We start from the raw sequence: 23,648 nt of genomic DNA, 5'->3' as shown, positions 1-23,648 counted from the left end.
TGTGGGGCGGCCACACATGAGCCGTGAATATGACTACGACAAGCTTGTCACTCACCGAGTTGTTGACCGCCCTGGGTTCGCCGGAACGGCTGACCGCCCTCAAGGGGATCCGGCGCGGGATCGAACGTGAATGTCTGCGCATCACCCCACAGGGGACCCTGGCCCAGACCGATCACCCCAGAAGTCTGGGCTCGGCGCTGACCCATGCCAACATCACCACCGACTACTCGGAGAGCCTGCTGGAGTTCATCACGCCGGCCACCGACTCCATCGACAGCCTGCTGGAACAGCTTGGCGACATCCACCGTCACACCATTCATCACCTGGGTGATGAGCGGATCTGGCCGCTCTCCATGCCCTGCTTCGTTGGCGACGAGGAGAACATCCGGCTGGCCCAGTACGGCAGCTCCAACATCGGCCGGATGAAGACTCTCTACCGGCAGGGGCTGAAGAACCGCTACGGCAGCCTGATGCAGGTGATTGCCGGGGTGCACTTCAACTTCTCCATGCCGGACAGCTTCTGGTGCGAGTGGCAGGAGCTGGTGTGCGAGGGGTGCTGCAGCCAGCGCTTCATCTCCGACAAGTACATGGGGCTTATCCGCAACGTCTACCGCTTCGGCTGGCTGGTGCCCTACCTGTTCGGCGCCTCGCCGGCCATCTGCGAATCCTTCCTCAAGGGGCGCAAGAGTAACCTGCCGTTCCAGAAGACCGGCAAGGGCACCCTCTATCTGCCCTACGCCACCGCCCTGCGGCTGTCGGATCTGGGTTACACCAACAGCGCCCAGGCGGGGCTCAAGATCAGCCACGACAACCTGCCGGCCTATGTCAGCAGCCTGCGCCGCGCCATCAACACCCATGATCCCGACTTCGCCAGGATCGGCGTCAAGGTGAACGGCGAGTACCGCCAGCTCAACGACAACGTGCTGCAGCTGGAGAACGAGCTGTACGCCCCGATCCGCCCCAAGCGCACCCCGCGCAGCGGCGAGAAGCCGTCCGACGCGCTGGAGCAGCGTGGCATCGAATACATCGAGCTGCGCACCGTGGACGTCAACCCCTTCACCCCGTATGGCATCGAGGTGGATCAGATCCGCTTCTTCGACCTGTTCCTGGTCTGGTGCCTGCTGCGCCCGTCCCCTGTGCTGGGTGACGAGGAGATCGCCCGCAATCGCCGCAACCAGACCAAGGTGGTGCTGGAGGGGCGCCGTCCCGGCCTCGAGCTGGAGGACGAGCAGGGTAACCCCATCGGCCTCAAGGAGTTCGGCCTCAAGCTGTTCGACGAGCTGGCCGAGGTCGCCGCGCTGCTGGATCGCTGCTGCGGCCGCAACCGCTACCGCGAGACCCTGGCGATGCACCGCGAGAAGCTGCTCAACCCCGAGCTCACCTACTCCGCCCGCCTGCTCAAGCAGTTGCTGGAGAGCGGCAAGGACAACGGCGCCTTCGCCGACGAGCTGGCGAGCCGCTACCGGGAAGAGATGCTGGCCGGCGAGCTGCAGTACTGGGACGAAGCCTACTTTGCCGGTGAGGCTCGGGAGTCGCTGGCCAAGCAGCGGGAGCGCGAGCGCAGCGACAGCCTGTCGTTCGACGACTTCCTGGCCGACTACTTCGGGACCAGCAAGACCCCGGCCTGATGACAGGCAACAAAAAAAGCCGCTCTTGAAGCGGCTTTTTTATTTCCGGAAATCCGAGTGGTAATCAGACGTGGTTGTACTCAGACATGGTTATACATGGCCTCGATCTCGCTCTGGTACTTGGACTCGATGATCTTGCGGCGCAGCTTCATGGTGGGGGTCAGCTCACCCAGCTCCATGGAGAAGGCGCTCGGCAGCAGGGTGAACTTTTTCACCTGCTCGAACTTGGCCAGCTCTTTTTGCAGATCCTGGATGCGCGCCTCGAAGAACTCCACCACCTTGGAGTGGCGCAGCAGTTCGGTCTTGCACTGGTACTGCAGGTTGATGGAGCGGGCGTACTCCTCCAGCGACTCGAAGCAGGGCACGATCAGCGCCGAGACGAAGTGGCGGGCATCGGCGACGATGGCGATCTGTTCGATGAAGCGATCCTTACCGAGGGTCCCCTCCACCAGTTGCGGTGCCACGTACTTGCCGTTGGAGGTCTTCATCAGCTCCTTGAGGCGTTCGGTGAAGTAGATGTTGCCTTCGCCGTCGAGCTCGCCGGCATCGCCGGTGCGCAGGAAGCCATCCTCGGTCATCACCTCGGCAGTGGCCTCGGGCTTGTTGTAGTAGCCGCGCATCACGGTGGGGGAGCGCACCAGCAGCTCGTTGTTCTCACCCAGCTTCACCTCGATGCCGCTGAGCGCCGTGCCGATGGAGCCCAGCTTGAACTGGCTGTCTTCGTAGCAGCAGACGGTGGCGGTGGTCTCGGTCATGCCGTAACCGTACTTGAGGTTGAGCCCCATGGCCTGGAAGAAGAAGTTCACCTCGTCGGCGAGGCGGGCGCCGGCCACCGGCAGGAAGCGGGTGCGGCCGCCGAAACGGGCGCGCAGCTTGCGAAACACCAGCCGCTCGGCGAGCCAGAGCTGGCCGTAGAGCAGGGGGGAGGCGGCTTTGCCCGCCTGGCGGGTGGCGACCATCTGCTTGCCGACCCGGGTGGCCCAGCCGAACAGGGCCTGGCGCAGACGCGGCGCCTGGGCCACCCTAGCCTGGATCATGGCGTAGGCCTTCTCGTAGAGGCGTGGTACGGCGCACATCACGGTCGGCTGCACTTCGCCGATGACATCCATCACCTTCTGCGGATCGCGGATGTAGACGTTCTCGGCGCCGCAATAGAGCACGTAGTAGGTCCAGGCGCGTTCGAACACGTGGCTGAGCGGCAGCATGCAGAGCGACACGTCCTGCTCGTTCAGATCGAGGCGGCTGTTGTGCATCTCGAAGCAGGCGGCGATGTTGGCGAAATCGAGCATCACCCCCTTGGGTTCACCCGTGGTGCCCGAGGTGTAGATCAGGGTCAGCAGGTCGTCCATCCGGTACTGGCTCTCGCGTTCGCGCAGTGCCTGTTCGCTGGGCTGGTGATTGCCGGAGACCAGAAACGTCTGGAAGTGGCTCGCCTGCGGGCAGCCGCGCAGGTTGACGCTGCCGTCGAGGGCGATGAGCTGCTGGATCTCGCCGCTTTCAATGAGTTGCAGCGCCTGGTCGAACTGGGGCTGTTCGCCGACGAACAGTACCTTGATGCCGGCATCTTTGACGATGTAGCGCAGCTGATCGAGCGTGCTGGTGGGGTAGATGGGGACGCTGACGCCGCGGGCGGCCAGGATGCCGAGATCTGCCTGGGTCCACTCCGGCATGTTGCGGGCATAGATGCCGACCATCTCGGTAGGCTGGTGGCCGGCGCGGATCAGCGCCTGGGCGCAGTAGTCCATGGCCTGCCCCAGGGTACGCCAGCCGATGGCACGCCACTGGCCATCCTGTTGTACGCGCAGGGCGGCCTTGTTGCCAAGCCGGGCGATACGTTCCCGCATCAGTCGAACCAGGTGGTGTTTCGGCATCAGTCAGACATCCTCAAGTAACAGTTGTACGCCCTAAGGGGCACTGAAAAATCGCGCTGGAGTTTAAACTCTAAGATTACAGCTTACAAGTGTTCGCCATTTGTCTTGGATCACAAAGTCGTCAATTAGGGGGCGCTTGAGGCATGATGGTGGCTGACGTGTGGAGCCATTCAGGGAGGGAGCATAATGAGTGTCGGTATCAAGGGGGTGGTGACCGGGGTATTGCTGTTGCTGGCGGGGGCCGGCGGGCTCTGGTTTACGCTGGGAGGCTCGGGTAGCGAGGAGGACAACCCCTGGCTGAGCGGCGCCGAAGGCTACGCCCAGGCGCAGCAGCTGGCCCTGCAGAAGGGCTATCCGCTGCTCTACGTGATCGAACGCGCCAAATGCCGGCGCTGCAAACTGCTGGATACCACCCTGTGGCAGACAGAGGAGATGGCGCCTGTGCTGGCCCGGCTGGTCAAGGTGCGTCTCAACCCGAATGCCGGGGATGGCAGCGAGCAGATACTGCGCCGCTTCCCGCAGGTGGCGACCCCGCCCGGCATCTATGTGCAGCAGCCGGGCGAGCCGCTCAAGCCCATCAAGATAGTGGTGGATATCCAGCAGATCTGGATGCCCGGGGTGACCTGGCAGCGCGGCTTCTTCATGCCGCTCTCCGCCGCCGGCTTCGAGGCAGTGCTGCACACCACCCAAAGCCTGCAGGATCCGGCCCTCGACAACGCGCCGCTGCTCTAGTGCTGCAGATGTAGCGCGGCGGCTTAGCCGAAGTCGAACAGGCGGGACATCAGCACGGCATCTTCCCGATCCTGACCGGTGCCGTAGTAGTCGGCGCGCCGGCAGTACTCGGCAAACCCCTCGCTCTCGTAGAGGCTGATGGCGGTGCTGTTGCCGGCCCGCACCTCGAGGAACCAGGCCTCGGCCTTGTTGGCCTTGCTGCGGCTCAGGTACTCCCTGAGCAGCTCCCGCCCCAGCCCCTTGCCCTGAAAGTCGGGATGCACGCAGATGTTCATCAGCGAGCTGTCGCCCGCCACCAGATCCGAGATGTAGAAGCCGGCCGGCTGGCCGTCGACCAGCAGCAGGCCGTTGAGATAGCGTGGCCCGAAGCAGGAGAGCAGGTTGGCCTGACTCCAGGGCTCCTTGTGGGCAGCCTGTTCTATGGGGTAGATGAGCTCGAAGTCGGTCTCGAGCAGGGGACGAAATTGCACCATGGTGGCTCCGGGTCGGGGCGGCTGAACGAAGAGAGATGCGGGGCGCACGGCTGGTCAGCCGAGGCGCCCCTTGAGCTGCAGCCACAGAGCCCGTTTCTGGGCCGGGCTGGGGGTGAGCGGGCAGATCAGAGCCTCTGGCCAGGCGGGATCGGCCGCCTCCAGCCAGAGCAGGGGCGGGGTGTGGCCGGCGGGCAGGCTGCTCAGCAGGCTGACCTCGTCGCTGCCGATGCCGAGCAGCTGGCAGAGATCCGCCAGCAGACCGGGGGCCGGCAGCCGGCTCGCCAGGATCCAGAGCTTGCCGCTCGGCGGCTCGCTCGGCACGGCCGGGGCGGGGACCGCCTCCTGCTGACTCGCCTGAGCCTCACTGGTAGGTGCGGGCGCAGCCTGATGGCCCGCCAGCAGGGCCGGCCGGCGCAGTTGCCAGCTAGGGATGCCCATCCGGGCCAGCAGGTGTTGCCGCAGGCGAGCGGATGCCTGGTCGGGTTGCTCGGGGACGGGCTCCCGCGCCGTGGTCAGCTGCACTGGATCTTGCATGGGCGATGACTCAGTCTTGATCTGCATTGATGAAAAAAGCTCTGCGCAGGGTACACTCGAACGCGTTTTGCTGCATCTTTTGCGGTATGTTTTAGCCAGGAGAGGCGCTCCGGCGCCCGGCAACCGGCCGGTGCGAGCCTGAGGCGACCTCCCGACAATACAACAAGCAGGACAGGGAACCTTCGATCGCGTCGCGGGTGTGCCGGTTCCAGACAACCCCAGTATCGGAAGTGCGCCTATGCCACCTTTAGCATCACAGAATCTTCGTCTCGCCCCCATTCACGAACGGCTGCCACGCCTGCTGTCGGCCCTCGGCGAGGGGCTTTACGAGCGCCAGGATGCCCTGCGGCTTGGTCTGCTGGCGGCCTTGTCCGGCGAGAGCGTGTTTCTGCTGGGCCCGCCCGGCATCGCCAAGAGCCTGATTGCGCGGCGCCTCAAGCTGGCCTTTCATGAAGCGCGCCACTTCGAGTACCTGATGACCCGTTTCAGCACGCCGGAGGAGGTGTTCGGCCCCCTCTCCATCCAGGCGCTGAAGGAGGACGGCAAGTACCTGCGCCTCACTGCCGGCTACCTGCCGGAGGCCGAGGTGGTGTTCCTCGACGAGATCTGGAAGGCGGGCCCCGCCATCCTCAACACGTTGCTCACCGCCATCAACGAGCGGCAGTTTCGCAACGGCGACAGCCAGCACCCCATCCCCATGCGGCTGCTGGTGACCGCCTCCAACGAGCTGCCGGCCCCCGACAGCGGGCTGGAAGCGCTCTACGACCGCATGCTGGTGCGGATCTGGATGGACCGGGTGCAGGAGAAGGCCAACTTCCAGGCCATGCTGGCCAGCGACGGCCAGTCCCACCAGAATCTGCCGCCCTCGGTGCAGATCCACGGCGACGAGTATCTGGAGTGGCAGGAGCAGATCGACCGGGTTCGGCTGCCGGACGACTGCTTCGAGCTCATCTATCAGTTGCGCCAGCAGCTCGACAGCCAGCTGGCACACAGCTGCTACGTGTCGGATCGGCGCTGGAAGAAGGCCGTGCGGCTGATCAAGGCGAGCGCGTTTTTCAACGGCCGCGACGAGGTGGCCCCGCTCGATCTGCTGCTGTTCAAGGATTGCCTCTGGCATGACGAGGCCTCGCGCACCGCCCTGCTGGAGATGATGACCGAATTCTCCCGCCTCTACGGCTATCAGCAGCTGACCATGACCCGTCAGCTGATGGGGCTGCGGGACAAGTTCAAGCAGCTCAAACAGAGCGTGGCCCAGCGCCTGTGCTGCAAGGCCAGAAAGCGCCAGCAGTGGTTCGGGCGCCGCGCCCGCGGCATCCAGATCCCGCTGGCCAACGCCCGCCCGTTCGGCAAGCTGGTGCACTTCCACCTGCTCACCCAGGCGGCGCTGGATGGCGACGATCCGGAGCGGCTGGTGGAGACGCTGGTGTTCGACCGGACCCTGCTCTCCCACTGGCATCCCACCGGCGAGTCGCTAGTGGGCTGGCCGCTTGGCAACCCCAAGGAGGGTCACTACGAGCTGGTGCTGGACGACGAGCTGCGGCTGCACGTGCTGGATCTGCAGCGCCAGCAGATCCCGCTGGTGCTGGTGGAGCGCACCCCCATTCCCGAGGTGGTGATCACCCCCTGGCAGGCGGCCCTGACCGAGCTGCTGGCGGAGGCCGGCGTGCTGGCGCAGGAGCTCAAGCGCCAGCGCAACCTGTTCGAGCGTCATCAGCAGCATCTCTTCATCGGTCGTCACTGGTTGCAGCAGGTGGAGGACAGCTTCTTCGTGCTGAACCGGGATCTGGATCAGCTGCGCACCGACATTAGCCAGTGGCACGACCGGCTGCCGCAGCTGGACGCCTGAGCCATGGCGAGCGCGAAGGGGGCGGTCGTGAGCCAGGCCAGCGGAGGTCGCCATGCTTGAGATCGGCATGATGGATCTGGGGCTGCTCATGGGCGAGGGGGAGCTGGCGGGCGAAATGGCGCTCTTGCTGGCCTCCACCCCCAAGATCTCCGAGTTCATCAAACGTTCCCCGCTGCAGGGCAAGTTGTTGCAAAAGCGCATCCGCCGCTGGAGCGATCAGCTGGGGGAGGAGATGCGCCACAAGCCGGTGCCGGTGGCGCTGGAGCAGGAGTATCACCTCTATCAGGCCCACAAGGGGTTGCCGCTGGCCGAGCTGATGGGGCGCCTGCCGGCGCTGCTGGACGGACTTGAGCAGTACAGTCCCTTCGCCGGCGAGGCGCGCAGCCTGGTGCGCCAGCTGATGGCTCACCCCACCGACAGCCAGCGCCAGCTGCTGATCGAGAAGTGGCGCACCAGCCTGGTGGGCAGCCTGCTGCAGCTGCAGCAGCAGATCGCCGAGGCGGAGCGGGAGAAGCAGCGCCAGGAGATCGAAGATCAGCTGCTGGCGAGCCGTACCCTGGCCGATGCGCTCGATCCCAACCAGATCTCCGCCGGCGGGCTCTGGGATCTGGCGCAGGGCAGCTGGCACAAGCGCAGCCTGGTGCTGGTCAAGCAGTACGCCCGCATGCTGCAGCGCGAGCCGCTGCTGGCGGAGATCGCCAACCTGCTGGGGCGCAGCGAGCAGGACAACCGGGCCAACGACTCGCCGGTACCGCCGGTGCAGGTGCACGAGCTGGAAGAGGTGCAGACCGACGACGTGCCGGACGATCTGGTGGGCATCCACCCGGCCAGCGACCTGATGCGACTCTTGCCGAGCGAGGCGGTGATGCTGGCGCTGCCGGAGCTGGAGCTGGAGTTCTACCGCCGCTATCTGGAGCGGCGCCTGCTCAGCTACCAGTCGCGCGGCACCCTGCCGCGTCAGCGCATCATGCTGCGCACCCCTGAGCTTGGCGGGCGGCAGCTGCAGCAGCGGGGACCCTTCATCGTCTGCATCGACACCTCTGGCTCCATGGGGGGCTACCCGGAGGAGTGCGCCAAGGCGCTGTTTCTGGCGCTGCTCAAGGTGGCGATGGACGAGAAGCGCGGCTGCTACCTGATGCTCTTCTCCACCGAGGTGGCGACCCTGGAGATCACCGCCGACACCGGGCTCGACAAGGCGGAGCGCTTCCTCTCCATGAGTTTTCACGGCGGCACCGATCTGGTGCCCTGTCTCGAGAAGGCCCTGATCAAGCTGGATGATCCCGCCTTTGCCAAAGCGGACGTGCTGGTGGTCTCCGACTTTATCGCCCAGAGCCTGCCTCACAGCCTGCTGGATCGGATGAACCGCCAGCGCAAGCAGCAGACCCGCTTCCACGCGGTGGCCATGTCCCGCCACGCCAAACCGGCGCTGCTGCGGGTGTTCGACAACAGCTGGCTACTCGACTGCGGCCTGCGCGGTCGCCTGTTGCGCCGCTGGCAGCGCAGCTGAAACCCGCCGTGCCGGCAGACTGGCCAGCACCACCCCGACACACAAGAGGCCAAGCGCCAGCCACACCGGCGGCGTGACGCTCTCCCCCAGCAGCCACCAGGCCAGCATGGCCGCCATCACGGGCGTGAGCGAGCCCAGCGCCGAGCTGACCTCAGCGCCCAGGGTGCGGATGGCGTGGGCGTAACAGAGCGCCGCCAGCAAGCCGGCGCCTATCCCTTGCAGCAGACCCTGCCAGAGCCAGACGCTGGCATGGCTCACGGTGGGCAAGGGGCTCCACAGGAGCGTCGGCAGCAGGAACAGGGCCGACGGCACCGCCACCAGCGCGGCCGCATCCAGCGCCGCCAGTCCGCTGCGTCTGACCGCCAGGGTAAACAGGGCCCACAGCAGGGCCGCCCCCAGAAAGCAGAGCTGTCCCTGCCATAATCCCGGTTCTCCGCCCAGCAACAGGATGGCGGTGGCCAGGGCGATGAGGGCGAGCCCCCAGCACCGCTGCAGGGGGCAGGGGGCGTGCCACAACAGCAGGCCGAGCAGGCTGACCATGAGGGGCACAGTGCCCGGGATCAGGGCGCTGCCCTGGGCCACCGGGGCCAGCTGCATGCCGGTGGCGCCGAGCCAGAAGAAGGGCAGGCCGGCTCCCGCCAGCATGGCCAGCTGCCAGCGCAGGGGCGTGCGGCGCAGACGGATGCGGTGACGCCAGTAATAGGGGAGCAACAGCAGGGCCGGGATGCCGAAGCGCAGCAGCGCCAGCGCCTGTGGCGGGAGTTTCTCCTCGGCGCCCAGGCGCAGGGAGAGAAAGAAACCGGACCAGAGCAGCACGGTGGCGAGGGCGGCGGCCCAGCCGCTGCAACGGGGTGATGGTGTGAATGACATCGGGCTCCCTCCATGGCGTGTCCCGGCTCATTATCCCGCCAGGGGGGAGGGTGTTGCAGGGCAAACTGTTTGAGATATTCGGGGGTAATTGCTAGTTTCAGCCAATCCAAAAGGGATTTTTACCGGATATCACCAAGATGCTCGACAGGATTGATTTACATCTGCTGCGCTTGCTGCAACAGGATGGGCGCCTCACGACCGTGGAGCTGGCGGAGCAGGTCGGCTTGTCCGCCTCCCCTTGTGCCCGGCGCCTGAAGCGGCTGGAGGGGGAGGGCCATATACGGGGGTATCGCGCCGTGCTGGCGCGGGAGATGCTCGGACTTGGCATCACCATCTTCGTCAACGTGCGGCTCAGTCAGCACAGGGAGCCGCTGGTGGAGGCCTTCGAGCAGGCGGTGGCGGCCATGGCGGAGGTGATCAGCTGTCACACCGTCTCCGGCAACTACGACTACCTGCTGGAGGTAGTGGTACCCGACCTGCCCGCCTACGAGCAATGGATCCGGCGGTTGCAGTCCCAGGACATGGTCAACGACATCAGCAGCCACTTCGCCATTCGGGCGGTCAAGGTGATGGGGCCGCTGCCCATCTGACCCTGTTCAGGGGCGGGGCTGGTGGCCGAGCCCGCGCTCGTTGACCTGCTCCTGATCCAGCAGTGGCTGGCCACTCGGCCGGGCGACATGAAAGCCCCGCTTGCCGCCGCGCTTGACCCGATACATGGCCTGGTCGGCCCGGGCCAGCGCCGTGCTGAAATCATCCTGCGGCCGGATTGCCGCAATCCCCATGCTCAAGCCCACCGAGGCGTCGCCGTTGGGCAGCTCGAACGGGGTGGCGATGGCGTCGATGCACTGGCTGGCCAGCTGGCTGGTGCGGGGATCGTCGCTGGCCCAGGGCAGCAGCAGCACGAATTCGTCGCCGCCGAGCCGGCCTATCTTCACCCCCTCCTCGCAACAGTCGCGCAGCCGGCGGGTGAGGGCGATCAGCAGCTCGTCGCCGGCGCGGTGGCCCAGGTTGTCGTTGACCTGCTTGAAGTCGTCGAGATCGATGAAGCAGATGGCTTTGAAACCCTGGTTGAACTTGCGTTGCAGGGCGGTGCGGTTGGCAAGGCCGGTGAGGGGATCCCGGTGGGCGAGCCGGGCCAGCTGCTGTTCGTACTCCTTCTCGTGGGTGATGTCGATGTGGGTGCCCATCACCCGAACGGGGTTGCCCTGTGCGTCCCGCTCTACCACCCGGCCCCGGTCCAGCACCCAGGTGGTCTTGCCGTCCTTGGCGATCATCCGGTGCATCACCTGATAAAACGGGCTCTTGCCGCTCAGGTGATCGAAGAAGGCCTGCAGCACCCGCTCCCTGTCTTCCGGATGCAGATGCTCGCGCCAGACGTCGAAGTGGGCCGACAGCTCCTTGGGCTGGTAGCCGAGCATGGAACCCCAGCGCCGGTTGAAGATGATGAGCTTGCCGGTGGGCACATGGTTCTGCCAGATGCACAGGCCGGTGCCGTCCATGGCGGCTTCCAGCTTCTCCCGCGCATCGTCGGCGACCCGCCTGAGCCGTTCGTTCTCCTGCAGCAGCTTGTCGTAGGCCGCCTGCAGCTCCTGATATGTCATCAACCTGCGCTTCCCTGTGTTGGATGGCGCCTATAGTCGATGCTGATTTTCCATCTGTAAAGGGGCGCGTTCGGTCAGCGTGAGAGCCTGCCGGATCTGGCCTATCTCCTCTCTTTTTCCATGGTTGCTGTGTGTTGCTGCAAGGCGAGATATGATGGGGGGAGTGAGCATATTCGTGTACTAGCACCACCTGAGGGGAAACCGAACCGGCATGAAACGCATCATGACCCTGATCCTGTTGACGGGATTGTGTACGCCCCTCGCCTGGGCGGCCCGGGCGCCGCTGACCGAGCCCCAGCTCTCCCGCGAGTTGCTGCTGCTGGAGGAGGGGTTCCAGCCCGATCGCATGTTCCGGCTGCGTATCGCCGCCCTGGTGGCGAGCAAGGAGGCCTATCCCCCCGACGTGCAGGGGCGCATCGTGCGGCTGCAGTGCTGGGCCATGCCTGCCGAGTGGGACGACGAGTACCGTGCCGTGGTGAACTTTGCCGACCAGGAACTGGCCGGTGCCCGGGCCCGCAAGGACAGGATCACCGAGACAGGTCTGCTGGCCTGCCGCGCCTTTCATCAGCAGATGCTCGGCAACATGGAGCAGGCCAAGGAGGACTACCAGCAGGCGCTGGTGCTGGCCCGCCGGCTCGGCGATCGGGTGCAGGAGGCGGACATCCTCAGCTTGCGCGGCGACATGTACGCCTATCAGGGGGAGCTGGCGGAGGGGCTGATGGAGCTCATCGAGGCGCACAAGCGCTTCGAGTCGCTGGGGCTGGATGGCAAGGCGCGGGAGGTGCTGGCCCAGATCGCCAACGCCTATCGGCGGATGGGGCTCTATGAGCGGGCCGAGGGGTATTTCGAAGAGCTGGCCCATGACTACAGCGCCCTGCGTGCCCAGGAGCCGCTGGTGAGGATCCGCTCCCAGCAGGGGCTGCTCTACTCCGAGATGGGGGAGTATGACCGGGCGCTGCCGCTGATGAAGATGGCCGAGCAGTTCTATCGTTCTCAGCAGAAAGAGGGGCTGCTGGCCTGGGTCCGGATCGAGATCGCCACCATACTGCTCAATCAGGGCAAGGTGACCGAGGCGGTGAGCAAGTTGCGCCAGGCTGACGCCATTTTGCAGGGGCGCGAGACCTCCGACAGCGTGACCCTGGGTCACTGGCAGCTGGTGATGGGGATGGCGGAGGCGGCGCAGGGCAACCCGACCAAGGCGCTCTACTACCTGGCCCACGCCGAACCCATTTTCGTCAAGGAGAAGAACCAGCGCTTCCTGGCGCGGGTCTACGAGGTGCGGGCGCGGATCCTGGAGCAGCAGGGCCAGATCAGCGCCGCCCTCAGCAACCTCAAGCTGTTTGTCGAGACCAAGCACTCGCTGGAACGGGTGCTCAGGGAGCAGCGCTCGTTGCAGATGCGCTTCGAGTTCGACCTGGCCCGCAAGGAGCTGGAGAACCAGGCCCTCAAGACCAAGCAGCTGCTGCAGGAGGCCAAGCTCAAGCAGCTGCAGGAGCGGCGCCACTGGCAGTACGTGGTGGTGGCCCTGCTGTTGTTGGTGATGGGCATGCTGGCGCTGCACCAGTTCAATCGCTCCCGCCAGATGCGCCGGCTTGCCATGACCGACGATCTGACCGGGCTGCACAACCGCCGCCAGATCCAGAACAAGGGCCAGCACTGGTTCAGACAGGCGAGGGAGCAGGGCAAGCCCTTCTCGGTGCTGCTGCTGGACATCGATCACTTCAAGCTGGTCAATGACCAGCTGGGCCACCACGTAGGGGATCTGGTGCTGGCCGCCGTGGCCAAGTGCATCGCCGCCCAGCTGCGTTCGTTGGACAGAGTGGGGCGCAACGGCGGCGAAGAGTTTCTGGTGCTGCTGCCCGACACCTGTCTGGACGAGGCGATGGAAGTGGCAGAGCGGATCCGTCATCGCGTCTCCCAGCTGCGTATCGAGGGGATGCCGGAGGGGCGTTTTGTCAACGTCAGCATCGGCTGTGCCCAGCAGGGTCCTCTCGACGAGAGCCTGGGGGGGTTGGTGCAGCGGGCCGACGAGGCCATGTACCGGGCCAAGCAGGCCGGCCGCAACCAGGTGATGCGGGCCGAATAGGGTGCCCCACCCTGCAAAGCCGGGCTGGGTATTTTTCACTCGCGCGGGTATAATGTCGCGCAATTTTGCTTTGGCTCAGGTGAGAAGACCCATGTAACGCAACCCTCTTTCTCTCTCCACCGGTTGGTCTGATGCCAGCTTGGTGTGGCTCGTTGCGTATCCATGCCGGACCGTGAGTCAATGCGGCACTCCGGAATTATCCCACGGTGGCTTAAGGCCGCCGCCCAATAGAAGAACGTTGAATTATGTCAGCTGAATTTCTGAGTGAAGTCTCCAAGAGACGCACTTTTGCGATCATCTCGCACCCGGATGCGGGTAAAACCACCATCACCGAAAAGGTTCTGCTGTTCGGACAGGCCATTCAGCGCGCCGGTACCGTCAAGGGCCGTGGCTCGGGCCAGCACGCCAAATCCGACTGGATGGAGATGGAGAAGCAGCGTGGTATCTCCATCACCACTTCCGTGATGCAGTTCCCCTACGCCGACTGCCTGGTCAACCTGCTCGATACCCCGGGTCACGAGGACTTCTCCGAAGATACCTACCGTACTCTGACGGCGGTCGACTGTTGCCTGATGGTCATCGACGCCGCCAAGGGTGTTGAAGACCGGACCCGCAAGCTGATGGAAGTGACCCGGCTGCGCGACACCCCCATCCTCACCTTCATGAACAAGCTGGACCGCGAAGTGCGCGATCCCATGGAGGTCATGGACGAGGTGGAGCGCGAGCTCAACATCATGTGCGCCCCCATCACCTGGCCCATCGGCTGCGGCAAGTCCTTCAAGGGGGTCTATCACCTCTACAAGGACGAGACCTATCTGTATCAGAGCGGTCAGGGCCACACCATCCAGGAGAAGCGGGTGGTCAAGGGGCTGAACAACCCCGAGCTGGACGCCGCCATCGGCGACGATCTCGCGGCCCAGCTGCGCGGCGAACTGGAGTTGGTGCAGGGCGCCTCCCCCGAGTTCGATCACGACGCCTTCATCGCCGGCGAGATGACCCCGGTCTTCTTCGGTACCGCACTCGGCAACTTCGGTGTCGACCACATGCTGGATGGCCTGACCGACTGGGCGCCGGCCCCCATGCCGCGCAAGGCAGAGAGCCGCGAAGTGGTGGCGACCGAGGAGAAGTTCTCCGGTTTCGTGTTCAAGATCCAGGCAAACATGGATCCGAAACACCGCGACCGTATCGCCTTTATGCGCATCGTCTCCGGCACCTACTCCAAGGGCATGAAGATGCGCCACGTGCGCATCGGCAAGGACGTGAACATCTCCGACGCCGTGACCTTCATGGCCGGTGACCGGGAGCAGGCGGAAGACGCCTTCGCCGGCGACATCATCGGCCTGCACAACCACGGTACCATCCAGATCGGCGACACCTTCACCCAGGGTGAAGATCTCAAGTTCACCGGCATCCCGAACTTCGCGCCGGAACTGTTCCGCCGCATCCGCCTGCGCGACCCGCTCAAGCAGAAGCAGCTGCTCAAGGGGCTGGTGCAGCTCTCCGAAGAGGGGGCGGTGCAGGTGTTCCGTCCGCTCATCAGCAACGATCTCATCGTCGGTGCGGTCGGTGTGCTGCAGTTCGACGTGGTGGTCTCGCGCTTGAAAAGCGAGTACAACGTCGAGGCCATCTACGAGGCGGTCAACGTCGCCACCGCCCGCTGGGTGGAAGGGACCGACGTCAAGAAGTTCGAGGAGTTCAAGCGCAAGAACGAGGTCAACCTGGCTCTCGATGGTGGTGACAACCTCACCTACATCGCGCCGACCATGGTCAACCTGCGCCTGGCCCAGGAGCGTCACGCCGACGTCCAGTTCCGCCAGACCCGCGAGCACTGATAAGGGCTTGCCGACAGGCAGACAGGATAAAAAGAGACCCCGCTTCGGCGGGGTCTCTTTTTGCATGGCGAACAGGGCGCGGATGGGGGGAGCGCCGCCGTCACCCGTCGACAAGGGGAGCAATGCCCCCTATAAAGGAGGCTCACACATGATTCAGGGAGTGATGCATGTCGGTCGAACTGCCCGTCGAGGCACAATTTAACGCTTACAACGCCCACGATCTCGAGGCCTTCCTGGGCTGCTTCTCCGACGCGTTCAAGGGGTACCGGATGCCGACGGAGAGCCCGAGCACAGTGGGCAAGGAGGCGCTCAGCGCCTTCTATGCCGAGCATCGTTTCAACAACCCGGCCCTGCGGGCCGAGCTGCTGGCGCGCACCGTCATCGGCAACAAGGTGTTCGATCACGAGTTGATTTATGGCCTCTCCCCCGAGCCCATCGAGAGCATGGCGGTGTTCGAGGTGGAGGCCGGCCTTATCAAAACGGCATGGTTCTACTTTCCCACCTGACAGGCGCCCAGCGCCCCTGTCTGCCTTGACTTGACTGCAAACACCGTCCGCTAACACTGGCTGACGTCAAGGCCTCGCCCTTCATGCTTCTTCGCGCCACTCGCCGTCCGGCTCTGAGCGACAGGCAAACAAAAGGGCGGTACCAGGGCCGCCCTTGTTCATCCAGTCTTTATGCTTCACGCCACAGGCAGGGTCTCGTTGGCGGCGAGCGCCAGCACCATGCAGATCTCGCAGGCATCGTGGCCTGTGCTGCCGAGCGGCCCCGGCAGGTGCTCGAAGCCCAGAGACTCGTAGAGCGCGGTGGCCTCGCGCAGCACGGCGGTGGTCTCCAGGTAGCAGCGCTGATAGCCGAGCGCGCGCGCCTCGTCCAGCGCCTGCAGCACCAGCCGCCGCCCCAGTCCCAGCCCGCGCAGGGAGGGCATGAAGTACATCTTCTGCAGCTCGCAGACTTGCCCCTCTTCCCCCGCCAGCGGCGCTATGCCGCCCCCGCCCAGAATGGTGCCATCGGGGCCCTCGATCACCCAGTAGCGGCTGCGCTCACCCAGGTAGGTTTCATGAAGAAAGTCGAGATTGGGATCCGCTACGCCGTAGCCCTTGTCGGCGGTGAGGCCGTATTCGGCGGAGACGGCGCGCACCACGGCAGCGATGGCAGGGTTATCGGCCGGGGTGATGGGGCGAATGCGATAGCCCTGCTGGCGACGAGCACGGGAGAGGGCGCTGCGATAGAGGCGCAGGCCTTCCCACAGCTGCTCGCGCTCGGCGAGGGTGAGCTGGGCCAGGGTCTCCTCCATGGCGCTGTCCATCTCCTGATGCAGATCCAGCAGCTGGGCCTGGCCGGCGATGGTGAGGCGCGCCTCCTTGCTGCGACCATCGGACGGATGGGGATGCCAGCTGATGAGCTCGCGCTCGGCCAGACGGGCCAGCGGGCGGCTGGCGTTGGACTTGTCGATGCGCAGCCGCTCCGCCAGTTGCTGATTGGTGGCGGGGCCGCTCTCCAGCTCGATCAGCAGATGGGCTTCGAGCGGGCTGAGCGCCAGTTCGCCGCACTGTTGGGAGAGCATGCCGAGCTCGCGAACCAGATCGCGCGACAGGGCGCGCAGGGGGCGGGGATCCATATCAGGGCTTCCTATTTGGTTGTCATCAACAACCAATATAGCCAACTAGTTGTCACTAGCAACTTTTTTATTGGGTCAGCGAGGGATCGTGAAAACGGTGAGTATGACAAGCGGGCACAAAAAAGGGCCCGAGAGGGGCCCAAACATTGGAAACCCGCGCGAGGGCGCGGATCCCATCCTTGGTCAGGCAAGCTGCCGGCGAGCGTTAGACCAACTCGGCCAGCATGGTGTCGGCATAGGGCACCAGGGCATCGCCCTGTTTCACCTTGGCGAGGTAGTCCGGGTTGGCGATGAGCGGGCGACCAATGGCGATCAGGTCGAAGCGGTCGGCCTCGATGGCCTCGGCTGCGGTCTCGGCGCTGTAGTTGCCCACCCCCACCAGATGACCGTCGTAGCGGGCGCGCAGGTAGTCGGAGGCGCGGCCGTCCAGGTAGTCGAAGGTGAGGCTGTCATCGAAGATGCCGAGGTGCACATAGGCCAGGTTGCGCTGGTTCAGCTCGGCCAGCAGGTGGTCGAACACGGCGCGATCCCGGGCATCCCCTTCCAGGTGCACATAGGCGCCGGGGGAGAGGCGCAGGCCCACCCGATCCCCGCCGATGCGGGCATTGATGGCATCCACCACTTCCAGCGCGAAGCGGCTCATGTTCTCCGGGCTGCCGCCGTAGTTGTCGGTGCGCAGGTTGCTGGCGTGGTGCAGGAACTGATCGATGAGGTAGCCGTTGGCACCGTGGATCTCCACCCCGTCAAAGCCCGCTTCGATGGCGTTGGCGGCGGCCTGGGCGTAATCCTCGACCAGCTGGGCGATTTCGCGCTCGGTCAGGGCGCGCGGCACCTGATAGACCAGCTCGCGCATGCGCGGCACCGTGCCCTCATGGGCGACGGCAGAGGGGGCCAGCACTTCGGCGTGGTGGAAGAAGGGGTGGGAGAGACGACCCACGTGCCACAGCTGGGCGAAGATCTTGCCGCCGTTGGCATGTACGGCGCCGGTCACTTTCTTCCAGCCGGCGATCTGCTCGGCGCTGTAGAGCCCAGGAGTATTGGGGTAGCCCTGACCGTCCGGCCGGATGATGGTGGCTTCGGAGATGATGAGGCCGATGTCGGCGCGGCGCGCATAATAGGCGGCCATCTGCTCGGTCGGCACCAGGCCCGGGCCTGCCATGCAGCGGGTGAGGGGAGCCATCATGAAACGGTTGGCGAGGGTGAGGGTGTCGTTGAGGCGATAGGGCTGAAACAGGGTATTCATGATCGTCTGTCCTGAGGGAGTGATTCTTGAACGTGCATTCAAGACGTTTTTTGTTTTGTGTGCAAGTCTTTTTTGAACGAGCATTCAACATGGGTTGGTGTTGCCGTCCCGCTGGGGTAAACTTGCCGCCCTCTTATTTCCCCCCACCGGCCCCAGGCCGGTGAATCCGCTTTTTCAACGGAGAAACCATGCGCAGCGCCGAGTTCAACCGGGACGACGTCTTGCGAAATGCCATGGAGGCATTTCGGGCCAAGGGTTACGCCAAGACCACCATGCAGGAGCTGGTGGCGGCGACCGGGTTGCATCCGGGCAGCCTCTACGCGGCGTTTGGCAACAAGCGCGGCCTGCTGCTGGCGGCGGTCGATCACTATGTGCAGGAGAAGAGCGCCCTGCGGCGCAGCTTCTTCGCCGCCGCGAGCCCGCTGGCGGGGGTGCAGGCCTACCTCGAGCAGGTGGTGAACGACGCCCTCTGCGGCACCTGTCTGGTGACCCGCACCCTGATGGAGCTGGCGGAGCAGGACGAAGAGCTGCACCTGAAGCTCAAGGCCATCTATGGCGAGCTGGATGCCGATCTGGCCGCGGTGCTGACGCTGGCCCTCGAGCGCGGCGAGCTGGCGGCCGGGCGCGACATCCCGACCCTGACCGCCTTCCTGCTCATTAACATCCAGGGCCTGGTCACCTTCGCCCAGTGCCGCCCCGACCCCGTCCTGCTGGGTGGCGTGGTCACCCAGCTGATGACGGCCCTGCGGGCATAATGCCTCGCCCATAAACAACCATGGCTCCCGCGGGAGCCATGGTTGTTTATGGGGATGTCACGCACAGCCAGGTTGATTGTTCCCTTCTCCCCTCGCGGGAGAAGGGTTGGGGATGAGGGGGAGGGCTCTGCTCAGCGCAATGAGAGCAAAAGAAGTTCCAATACGGCCTCCATCCGACTCAACACATCGTTATTCCACACCCTGATCACCCGAAAGCCCTGCTGATTGAGGTAGGCCGTTCTTGCGCCATCATATTGCCGCCCTGCCGGTTCGTTGTGCTGCGCTCCATCGACCTCGATGATCAGCCTCTGCTCAAGAGAGATGAAATCGACAATGTAGGGCCCGATGGGCATCTGGCGACGGAATTTCACCCCGGCCAGACGGCGGTCGCGCAATTGCAGCCACAGCTTCTGTTCAGCAAGGGTGGCTTCTCGCCTCATGCGCTTGGCAAATGGATGGGTTCTCATGGTGCCTATCCAGAGCTATTTGACCCTATTAGATATAGCCATTCTCTCGTCTGGTGACTGAGTGGGTTGCTTCCCCTCACCCTGACCCTCTCCCAGAGGGAGAGGGGACAGATCGAGTGACGGTGGGCATCTTGTCGGTCATCTCGGGCTTGAGTGGAGTTTTGTGACAATGAACTGATGAACTGATGAACTGATGAACTGATGAACTGATGAACTGATGAACTGATGAACTGATGAACTGATGAGTCGATAAGTCGATGTGCTGGTGGGATGGATATGCTTCACCCCGGCAGGCAGGCAAGTAGGAAGGCAAGTAGGCAGGCTGTCAGCCATGTCGCGAGTGGCACGGAACCAGCTCCCTTCTCCCCTTGCGGGAGAAGGGTTGGGGATGAGGGGGAGGGCACACCCAGCCGGGTTACTCCGGATTAACCAGCTCTTTCATCAGATTCTTGAGCCACACCAGGGCCGGCTGCTGTGCATGCACCGGATGCCAGACGCAGTTGAGGTGATAATCGGGCACGTCTTCGGGCAGTGGCAGGCTTTTCAGCGGCCAGTGGCTGGCGAGCAGCTCGGCCACCATGCTGGGCAACACCAGCAGGTGATCGCTCTGGCTGACGATGGCGGCGGCGGACATATAGCTCTGGCTGTTGACCGAGATGGTGCGGCTGAACCCCAGCGTCTTCAGATAGCGATCCAGACTCGCCTCCGAGGTGCCAAGGGGCGAGTGGAACACGTGGGGCATCTCGATAAGTTGCGACAAGCTGATGCGCTCGGCCGGCAGCGCCGGGTCATCCCCACTCTCTGTGATCGCCGGGGCTGTCATCGGCAGATCGGCGCGCACCAGCCCGGCCAGCGGCTCGGTGAGCCAGGTCTCCTTGCCCAGATACCCCGGCACCTGCATGTATTCGTCAAAGCCCAGCACCAGGTCTATCTCGCCGCTCGCCAGCTCGGCTTCGGGCAGGGTGTCGCGCAGGATGCGGATCTCGATGGTGACTCCGGGCGCCAGCCGTTTGAGGCGCTGGATAAGCGGCGGGATCAGCACGCACTCCACGTAATCCGTGGTGCAGAGCACGAAGCGGCGCTTCGACTGGCTCGGTTCGAACACCTCCTCGTCGCTGAGCTGCTGCTCCAGCAGCCGCAGCGCCTGCTGCACCCCCAGATGCAGCCGTTGGGCGCGCGGGGTTGGCAGCATCCCCTGCGGGGTGCGCACCAAGAGCGGATCGCCAAAGAAGGTGCGCAGCCGATTGAGCGCATGGCTCATGGCGGGCTGACTGATAAAGAGCGTTTCGGCGGCGCGGGTGACGCTGCCCTGCGCCATCAGGGCGTCAAAGGCGAGCAGCAGGTTGAGGTCGAGCTGGTGCAGTTTCATCAAGATTATTTGCCAGGCTTATGGGACAATCCATCCTATTCATTTGATGGATGTGAGCGCAACTTCTTACACTGCGACCACTGTTATTTTTCCAGGATCCCCGCGCCGCGTTTCGGTGCCAACGGGGTCTCAATCCATGCAAGGAGCCTTGCGATGAGCATCAAGACCATGAACACCACGCCGGCCGCTGACGGCTTCACCATGCCCGCCGAGTGGGCACACCAGCAGGCCGTCTGGATGATCTGGCCGTTTCGCCCGGACAACTGGCGTGAGGCCGGTCGCTTCGCGCAAGCCACCTTCGCCAAGGTGGCCGATGCCATCGGGCAAGCCACCCCGGTCTTTATGGGGGTGCCGGCCCAGTTTATGGCGCAGGCTCGCGCCATCATGCCCAGCCACGTCACCCTGGTCGAGATGAACAGCGATGACTGCTGGGCCCGCGACAGCGGCCCCACCATAGTCACCAACGCGGCCGGCGAGTGCCGTGGGGTGGATTGGGGCTTCAACGCCTGGGGCGGCCACAAGGGCGGTCTCTACTACCCCTGGGATCAAGACGAGCAAGTGGCGGCCCAGATGCTGGCACAGCACGGCATGGATCGTTACGACGCGCCGCTCATTCTGGAAGGGGGCTCCATCCACGTCGACGGCGAAGGCACCTGCCTGACCACCGCCGAGTGCCTGCTCAACGAAAACCGCAACCCGCACCTGAGCAAAGAGCAGATCGAAGCTTACTTACGCGACTATCTGGGCGTGAAGAGCTTTATCTGGTTGGACGAAGGCGTCTACATGGACGAGACCGACGGCCACATCGACAACATGTGCTGCTTCGTGCGCCCGGGTGAAGTTGCCCTGCACTGGACTGACGACCAGAACGATCCCCAGTACGAACGCTCCGTGGCCGCCCTCAAGGTGCTGGAAGCGGCGGTCGATGCCAAGGGGCGCAAGCTGAAAGTGTGGAAGCTGCCCCAGCCGGGCCCGCTCTACTGCACCCAGGAAGAGTCTGCCGGTGTCGAGAGCGGTACCGGTGTGCCGCGCGAGGCAGAAGGCCGTCTGGCCGGTTCCTACGTGAACTTCCTCATCACCAACGATCGCATCGTTTACCCGCTGCTGGATGCCGCCACCGACGGGCAGGCCCAGCGCATCCTGGAAGAAATTTTCCCGCAGCATAAAGTGGTTGGCGTGCCGGCTCGCGAGATCCTGCTGGGCGGTGGCAATATTCACTGCATTACTCAGCAAATCCCCTCAGGGAAATAAGCAGCAGGCTCGACTAACTCGACAAAACCCCACATCGTGGGGTTTTGTCTCTTGATATACGGGGGTCGGGAGCTGTAGCGGCCGCGACCCCCCTGAAGCGATTCGCTGCGATATTGCCGCGTTAGCCGATATCGCACACCGTCACCCTTTACAGGAGATCCAAATGATCGAAGTGACCGAGGTTTCCATTGCCGAGCTGCGCGGTGCGCTCGAAGCAGGCCGCACCACAGCGGTCGAACTGGTCAAGGCCTATCTGGCTCGTATCGCCGCCTACAACGGCCCCGAGACCGACACCAAGCTCAACGCTTTGGTAGTCCCCAACCCCGATGCACTGAAAGAGGCCGAGGCTTCCGATGCGCGCCGCGCCCGTGGTGAAACCCTGGGGCCGCTCGACGGCATCCCCTACACCGCCAAAGACAGCTATCTGGTCAAGGGGCTGACCGCCGCCTCCGGCAGCCCGGCCTTCAAGGATCTGGTGGCCCAGCGCGATGCCTTTACCGTTGAGCGGCTGCGCGCCGCCGGTGCCATCTGCCTTGGCAAAACCAATATGCCGCCGATGGCCAATGGCGGCATGCAGCGCGGCGTCTATGGTCGTGCCGAGAGCCCCTACAACACCGACTACCTGACCGCGCCGTTTGCCTCCGGCTCCTCCAACGGGGCCGGCACCGCCACCGCCGCCAGCTTCTCCGCCTTTGGTCTGGCCGAAGAGACCTGGTCGAGCGGCCGCGGCCCGGCCTCCAACAACGGCCTGTGTGCCTACACCCCGTCCCGTGGCGTCATCTCGGTGCGTGGCAACTGGCCGCTGACTCCGACCATGGATGTGGTGGTGCCCTATGCCCGCACCATGAACGATCTCTTGGAAGTGCTGGATGTGGTGGTGGCTGACGATGCCGACACCCGTGGCGATCTGTGGCGCCTGCAGCCCTGGGTGCAGCTGCCCAAGGCTTCCGAAGTGCGTCCGGCTTCCTATCTGGATCTGGCTGCCAAGCCCGATGCCCTCAAGGGCAAGCGCCTCGGCGTGCCGCGCATGTTTATCAACAAGGATGAACTGGCCGGCACCAGCGAAAACCCCGGTATCGGCGGCCCGACCGGTCAGCGCATCCATACCCGCGACTCCGTGATCGCCCTCTGGGAAGAAGCGCGCAAGGCGCTGGAAGCTGCTGGCGCCGAAGTCATCGAAGTGGACTTCCCGCTGGTCTCCAACTGCGAAGGGGATCGACCCGGCGCGCCGACCGTGTTCAATCGCGGCATCGTGAGCCCGGAGTTTCTCAACGACGAGCTGTGGGAGCTCTCCGGCTGGGCGTTCGACGACTTCCTGCGTGCCAACGGCGATCCCAAGCTGAATAAATTGGCCGATGTCGATGGGCCGAAGATCTTCCCCCACGATCCGGGCACCCTGCCAAACCGCGAGGGCGATCTGGCGGCGGGCATGGACGAGTACGTCAATATGGCCAAGCGCGGCCTGAAATCGTGGGATGAGATCGCTACAGTGCCGGACGGCCTGCGCGGTCTGGAGCAGACCCGCAAGCTGGACTTGGAAGAGTGGATGGACGGGCTCAAGCTCGACGCCGTGCTGTTCCCCACCGTCGCCGACGTCGCCCCGGCTGATGCGGATGTGAATCCGGCCTCCGCCGATATCGCCTGGAGCAATGGCATCTGGGTTGCCAACGGCAACCTCGCCATTCGCCACCTCGGCGTACCGACCGTCACCGTCCCCATGGGGGTGATGGCCGATATCGGTATGCCGGTGGGTCTGACCTTCGCCGGTCGCGCCTATGACGACAACAACCTGCTGCGCTTCGCCTCGGCCTTCGAGTCCACCGGCAGCAAGCGGATGGTGCCACCGCGCACGCCGCCGTTGGGGTGATTGGTGGTTGGGGCTAAATAGCCCGTGTTCGTCTGGGGATAATGAAAATATAACCACCCATCACTATGTGGGTGGTTTTTTTATTTTCCATCCTC

Annotated in this window: 20 protein-coding genes; 11 read left to right on the top strand and 9 right to left on the bottom strand. The window is 64.3% G+C overall.

Annotation, left to right across the window (positions count from 1 at the left end; translation table 11 throughout):
- Positions 1 to 29 precede the first annotated feature (29 nt).
- The gene (gshA, locus tag AB5Y94_RS06695; protein WP_017780236.1) at positions 30 to 1,628 is read left to right on the top strand and encodes a glutamate--cysteine ligase; all 1,599 of its coding nucleotides are present in this window, start codon (positions 30 to 32) and stop codon (positions 1,626 to 1,628) included.
- Positions 1,629 to 1,708: 80 nt separating this feature from the next.
- On the opposite strand, the gene AB5Y94_RS06690 is transcribed toward gshA, so the two are convergent.
- Complete coding sequence (locus tag AB5Y94_RS06690; RefSeq protein WP_005308919.1) at positions 1,709 to 3,499, bottom strand: long-chain fatty acid--CoA ligase; 1,791 nt, start codon at positions 3,497 to 3,499, stop codon at positions 1,709 to 1,711.
- 186 nt (positions 3,500 to 3,685) lie between these two features.
- Between AB5Y94_RS06690 and AB5Y94_RS06685 the strand changes: the two genes are divergently transcribed.
- A complete protein-coding gene (locus tag AB5Y94_RS06685; protein ID WP_025202220.1) occupies positions 3,686 to 4,231 on the top strand; it encodes a hypothetical protein in 546 nt (181 codons plus the stop codon).
- A 23-nt stretch (positions 4,232 to 4,254) separates the two neighbouring features.
- On the opposite strand, the gene rimI is transcribed toward AB5Y94_RS06685, so the two are convergent.
- Entirely contained in the window at positions 4,255 to 4,704 is a 450-nt protein-coding gene (gene rimI, locus AB5Y94_RS06680; protein ID WP_025202219.1) for a ribosomal protein S18-alanine N-acetyltransferase, read from the bottom strand.
- 54 nt (positions 4,705 to 4,758) lie between these two features.
- Positions 4,759 to 5,238: a DNA polymerase III subunit psi gene (locus AB5Y94_RS06675; RefSeq protein ID WP_124250893.1), complete on the bottom strand. Its 480-nt coding sequence runs from the start codon at positions 5,236 to 5,238 to the stop codon at positions 4,759 to 4,761.
- A 238-nt stretch (positions 5,239 to 5,476) separates the two neighbouring features.
- Here AB5Y94_RS06675 and AB5Y94_RS06670 point away from each other — a divergent pair, with 238 nt between their 5' ends.
- Both AB5Y94_RS06670 and viaA read left to right on the top strand, forming a co-directional pair.
- Positions 5,477 to 7,084: an ATPase RavA domain-containing protein gene (locus AB5Y94_RS06670; RefSeq protein WP_162519908.1), complete on the top strand. Its 1,608-nt coding sequence runs from the start codon at positions 5,477 to 5,479 to the stop codon at positions 7,082 to 7,084.
- A gap of 52 nt (positions 7,085 to 7,136) precedes the next feature.
- Positions 7,137 to 8,591, top strand: coding sequence for an ATPase RavA stimulator ViaA (gene viaA, locus AB5Y94_RS06665; protein ID WP_323992480.1), 1,455 nt, complete (start codon positions 7,137 to 7,139; stop codon positions 8,589 to 8,591).
- Here the strand turns inward: viaA and AB5Y94_RS06660 are convergent.
- On the bottom strand, positions 8,538 to 9,461 hold the full coding sequence (locus AB5Y94_RS06660; RefSeq protein WP_206866405.1) for a DMT family transporter: 924 nt from the start codon (positions 9,459 to 9,461) through the stop codon (positions 8,538 to 8,540). The genes viaA and AB5Y94_RS06660 overlap by 54 nt on opposite strands.
- Positions 9,462 to 9,598: 137 nt before the next feature.
- On the opposite strand from AB5Y94_RS06660, the gene AB5Y94_RS06655 reads away from it, so the two are divergent.
- Positions 9,599 to 10,051 carry an Lrp/AsnC family transcriptional regulator gene (locus AB5Y94_RS06655; protein ID WP_010635095.1) on the top strand — a complete coding sequence of 151 codons (453 nt, stop codon included), beginning with the start codon at positions 9,599 to 9,601 and terminating at the stop codon, positions 10,049 to 10,051.
- A gap of 6 nt (positions 10,052 to 10,057) precedes the next feature.
- On the opposite strand, the gene AB5Y94_RS06650 is transcribed toward AB5Y94_RS06655, so the two are convergent.
- Complete coding sequence (locus AB5Y94_RS06650) at positions 10,058 to 11,062, bottom strand: sensor domain-containing diguanylate cyclase (protein WP_206866406.1); 1,005 nt, start codon at positions 11,060 to 11,062, stop codon at positions 10,058 to 10,060.
- Positions 11,063 to 11,285: 223 nt separating this feature from the next.
- Here AB5Y94_RS06650 and AB5Y94_RS06645 point away from each other — a divergent pair, with 223 nt between their 5' ends.
- From AB5Y94_RS06645 to AB5Y94_RS06635, 3 genes are all read left to right on the top strand, one after another.
- Entirely contained in the window at positions 11,286 to 13,148 is a 1,863-nt protein-coding gene (locus AB5Y94_RS06645; protein WP_206867098.1) for a diguanylate cyclase, read from the top strand.
- Positions 13,149 to 13,390: 242 nt separating this feature from the next.
- Positions 13,391 to 14,980, top strand: a complete 1,590-nt coding sequence (gene prfC / locus AB5Y94_RS06640) for a peptide chain release factor 3 (RefSeq protein WP_085947086.1) — start codon at positions 13,391 to 13,393, stop codon at positions 14,978 to 14,980.
- A 167-nt stretch (positions 14,981 to 15,147) separates the two neighbouring features.
- Positions 15,148 to 15,486: a nuclear transport factor 2 family protein gene (locus AB5Y94_RS06635; RefSeq protein ID WP_065018273.1), complete on the top strand. Its 339-nt coding sequence runs from the start codon at positions 15,148 to 15,150 to the stop codon at positions 15,484 to 15,486.
- A 176-nt stretch (positions 15,487 to 15,662) separates the two neighbouring features.
- Here AB5Y94_RS06635 and AB5Y94_RS06630 read toward each other — a convergent pair whose 3' ends face one another.
- Both AB5Y94_RS06630 and AB5Y94_RS06625 read right to left on the bottom strand, forming a co-directional pair.
- Positions 15,663 to 16,601: a bifunctional helix-turn-helix transcriptional regulator/GNAT family N-acetyltransferase gene (locus AB5Y94_RS06630; RefSeq protein WP_010635090.1), complete on the bottom strand. Its 939-nt coding sequence runs from the start codon at positions 16,599 to 16,601 to the stop codon at positions 15,663 to 15,665.
- A gap of 205 nt (positions 16,602 to 16,806) precedes the next feature.
- Positions 16,807 to 17,844 carry an alkene reductase gene (locus AB5Y94_RS06625; RefSeq protein ID WP_368205238.1) on the bottom strand — a complete coding sequence of 346 codons (1,038 nt, stop codon included), beginning with the start codon at positions 17,842 to 17,844 and terminating at the stop codon, positions 16,807 to 16,809.
- A gap of 188 nt (positions 17,845 to 18,032) precedes the next feature.
- On the opposite strand from AB5Y94_RS06625, the gene AB5Y94_RS06620 reads away from it, so the two are divergent.
- A complete protein-coding gene (locus tag AB5Y94_RS06620) occupies positions 18,033 to 18,599 on the top strand; it encodes a TetR/AcrR family transcriptional regulator (protein ID WP_010635088.1) in 567 nt (188 codons plus the stop codon).
- Positions 18,600 to 18,730: 131 nt separating this feature from the next.
- Here AB5Y94_RS06620 and AB5Y94_RS06615 read toward each other — a convergent pair whose 3' ends face one another.
- Together AB5Y94_RS06615 and AB5Y94_RS06610 are read right to left on the bottom strand one after the other, a co-directional pair.
- Positions 18,731 to 19,066 (bottom strand): endonuclease domain-containing protein, encoded by a 336-nt coding sequence (locus tag AB5Y94_RS06615; RefSeq protein WP_201989737.1) that lies wholly within the window; start codon positions 19,064 to 19,066, stop codon positions 18,731 to 18,733.
- Between the two features lie 415 nt (positions 19,067 to 19,481).
- On the bottom strand, positions 19,482 to 20,435 hold the full coding sequence (locus tag AB5Y94_RS06610; protein ID WP_368205237.1) for a LysR family transcriptional regulator: 954 nt from the start codon (positions 20,433 to 20,435) through the stop codon (positions 19,482 to 19,484).
- Positions 20,436 to 20,588: 153 nt separating this feature from the next.
- On the opposite strand from AB5Y94_RS06610, the gene aguA reads away from it, so the two are divergent.
- Positions 20,589 to 21,686, top strand: a complete 1,098-nt coding sequence (gene aguA, locus AB5Y94_RS06605; RefSeq protein WP_368205236.1) for an agmatine deiminase — start codon at positions 20,589 to 20,591, stop codon at positions 21,684 to 21,686.
- 163 nt (positions 21,687 to 21,849) lie between these two features.
- Positions 21,850 to 23,553, top strand: a complete 1,704-nt coding sequence (locus AB5Y94_RS06600; protein WP_368205235.1) for an amidase — start codon at positions 21,850 to 21,852, stop codon at positions 23,551 to 23,553.
- The last annotated feature ends 95 nt before the right edge of the window (positions 23,554 to 23,648 follow it).

It is taken from the genome of Aeromonas sp. s5 (genome assembly GCF_040907865.1).
GTDB classification, from domain to species: Bacteria; Pseudomonadota; Gammaproteobacteria; order Enterobacterales; family Aeromonadaceae; genus Aeromonas; species Aeromonas dhakensis.
The sequence above is the reverse complement of the archived record's forward strand: the minus strand, read 5'-3'. Positions and strand labels throughout refer to the sequence as shown.

Coding starts and splice junctions, on each gene's coding strand:
- gshA (WP_017780236.1), top strand. CDS start 30: ATGACTACGACAAGCTTGTCACTCACCGAGTTGTTGACCGCCCTGGGT.
- AB5Y94_RS06690 (WP_005308919.1), bottom strand. CDS start 3,499: ATGCCGAAACACCACCTGGTTCGACTGATGCGGGAACGTATCGCCCGG.
- AB5Y94_RS06685 (WP_025202220.1), top strand. CDS start 3,686: ATGAGTGTCGGTATCAAGGGGGTGGTGACCGGGGTATTGCTGTTGCTG.
- rimI (WP_025202219.1), bottom strand. CDS start 4,704: ATGGTGCAATTTCGTCCCCTGCTCGAGACCGACTTCGAGCTCATCTAC.
- AB5Y94_RS06675 (WP_124250893.1), bottom strand. CDS start 5,238: ATGCAAGATCCAGTGCAGCTGACCACGGCGCGGGAGCCCGTCCCCGAG.
- AB5Y94_RS06670 (WP_162519908.1), top strand. CDS start 5,477: ATGCCACCTTTAGCATCACAGAATCTTCGTCTCGCCCCCATTCACGAA.
- viaA (WP_323992480.1), top strand. CDS start 7,137: ATGCTTGAGATCGGCATGATGGATCTGGGGCTGCTCATGGGCGAGGGG.
- AB5Y94_RS06660 (WP_206866405.1), bottom strand. CDS start 9,461: ATGTCATTCACACCATCACCCCGTTGCAGCGGCTGGGCCGCCGCCCTC.
- AB5Y94_RS06655 (WP_010635095.1), top strand. CDS start 9,599: ATGCTCGACAGGATTGATTTACATCTGCTGCGCTTGCTGCAACAGGAT.
- AB5Y94_RS06650 (WP_206866406.1), bottom strand. CDS start 11,062: ATGACATATCAGGAGCTGCAGGCGGCCTACGACAAGCTGCTGCAGGAG.
- AB5Y94_RS06645 (WP_206867098.1), top strand. CDS start 11,286: ATGACCCTGATCCTGTTGACGGGATTGTGTACGCCCCTCGCCTGGGCG.
- AB5Y94_RS06635 (WP_065018273.1), top strand. CDS start 15,148: ATGTCGGTCGAACTGCCCGTCGAGGCACAATTTAACGCTTACAACGCC.
- AB5Y94_RS06630 (WP_010635090.1), bottom strand. CDS start 16,601: ATGGATCCCCGCCCCCTGCGCGCCCTGTCGCGCGATCTGGTTCGCGAG.
- AB5Y94_RS06625 (WP_368205238.1), bottom strand. CDS start 17,844: ATGAATACCCTGTTTCAGCCCTATCGCCTCAACGACACCCTCACCCTC.
- AB5Y94_RS06620 (WP_010635088.1), top strand. CDS start 18,033: ATGCGCAGCGCCGAGTTCAACCGGGACGACGTCTTGCGAAATGCCATG.
- AB5Y94_RS06615 (WP_201989737.1), bottom strand. CDS start 19,066: ATGAGAACCCATCCATTTGCCAAGCGCATGAGGCGAGAAGCCACCCTT.
- AB5Y94_RS06610 (WP_368205237.1), bottom strand. CDS start 20,435: ATGAAACTGCACCAGCTCGACCTCAACCTGCTGCTCGCCTTTGACGCC.
- aguA (WP_368205236.1), top strand. CDS start 20,589: ATGAGCATCAAGACCATGAACACCACGCCGGCCGCTGACGGCTTCACC.
- AB5Y94_RS06600 (WP_368205235.1), top strand. CDS start 21,850: ATGATCGAAGTGACCGAGGTTTCCATTGCCGAGCTGCGCGGTGCGCTC.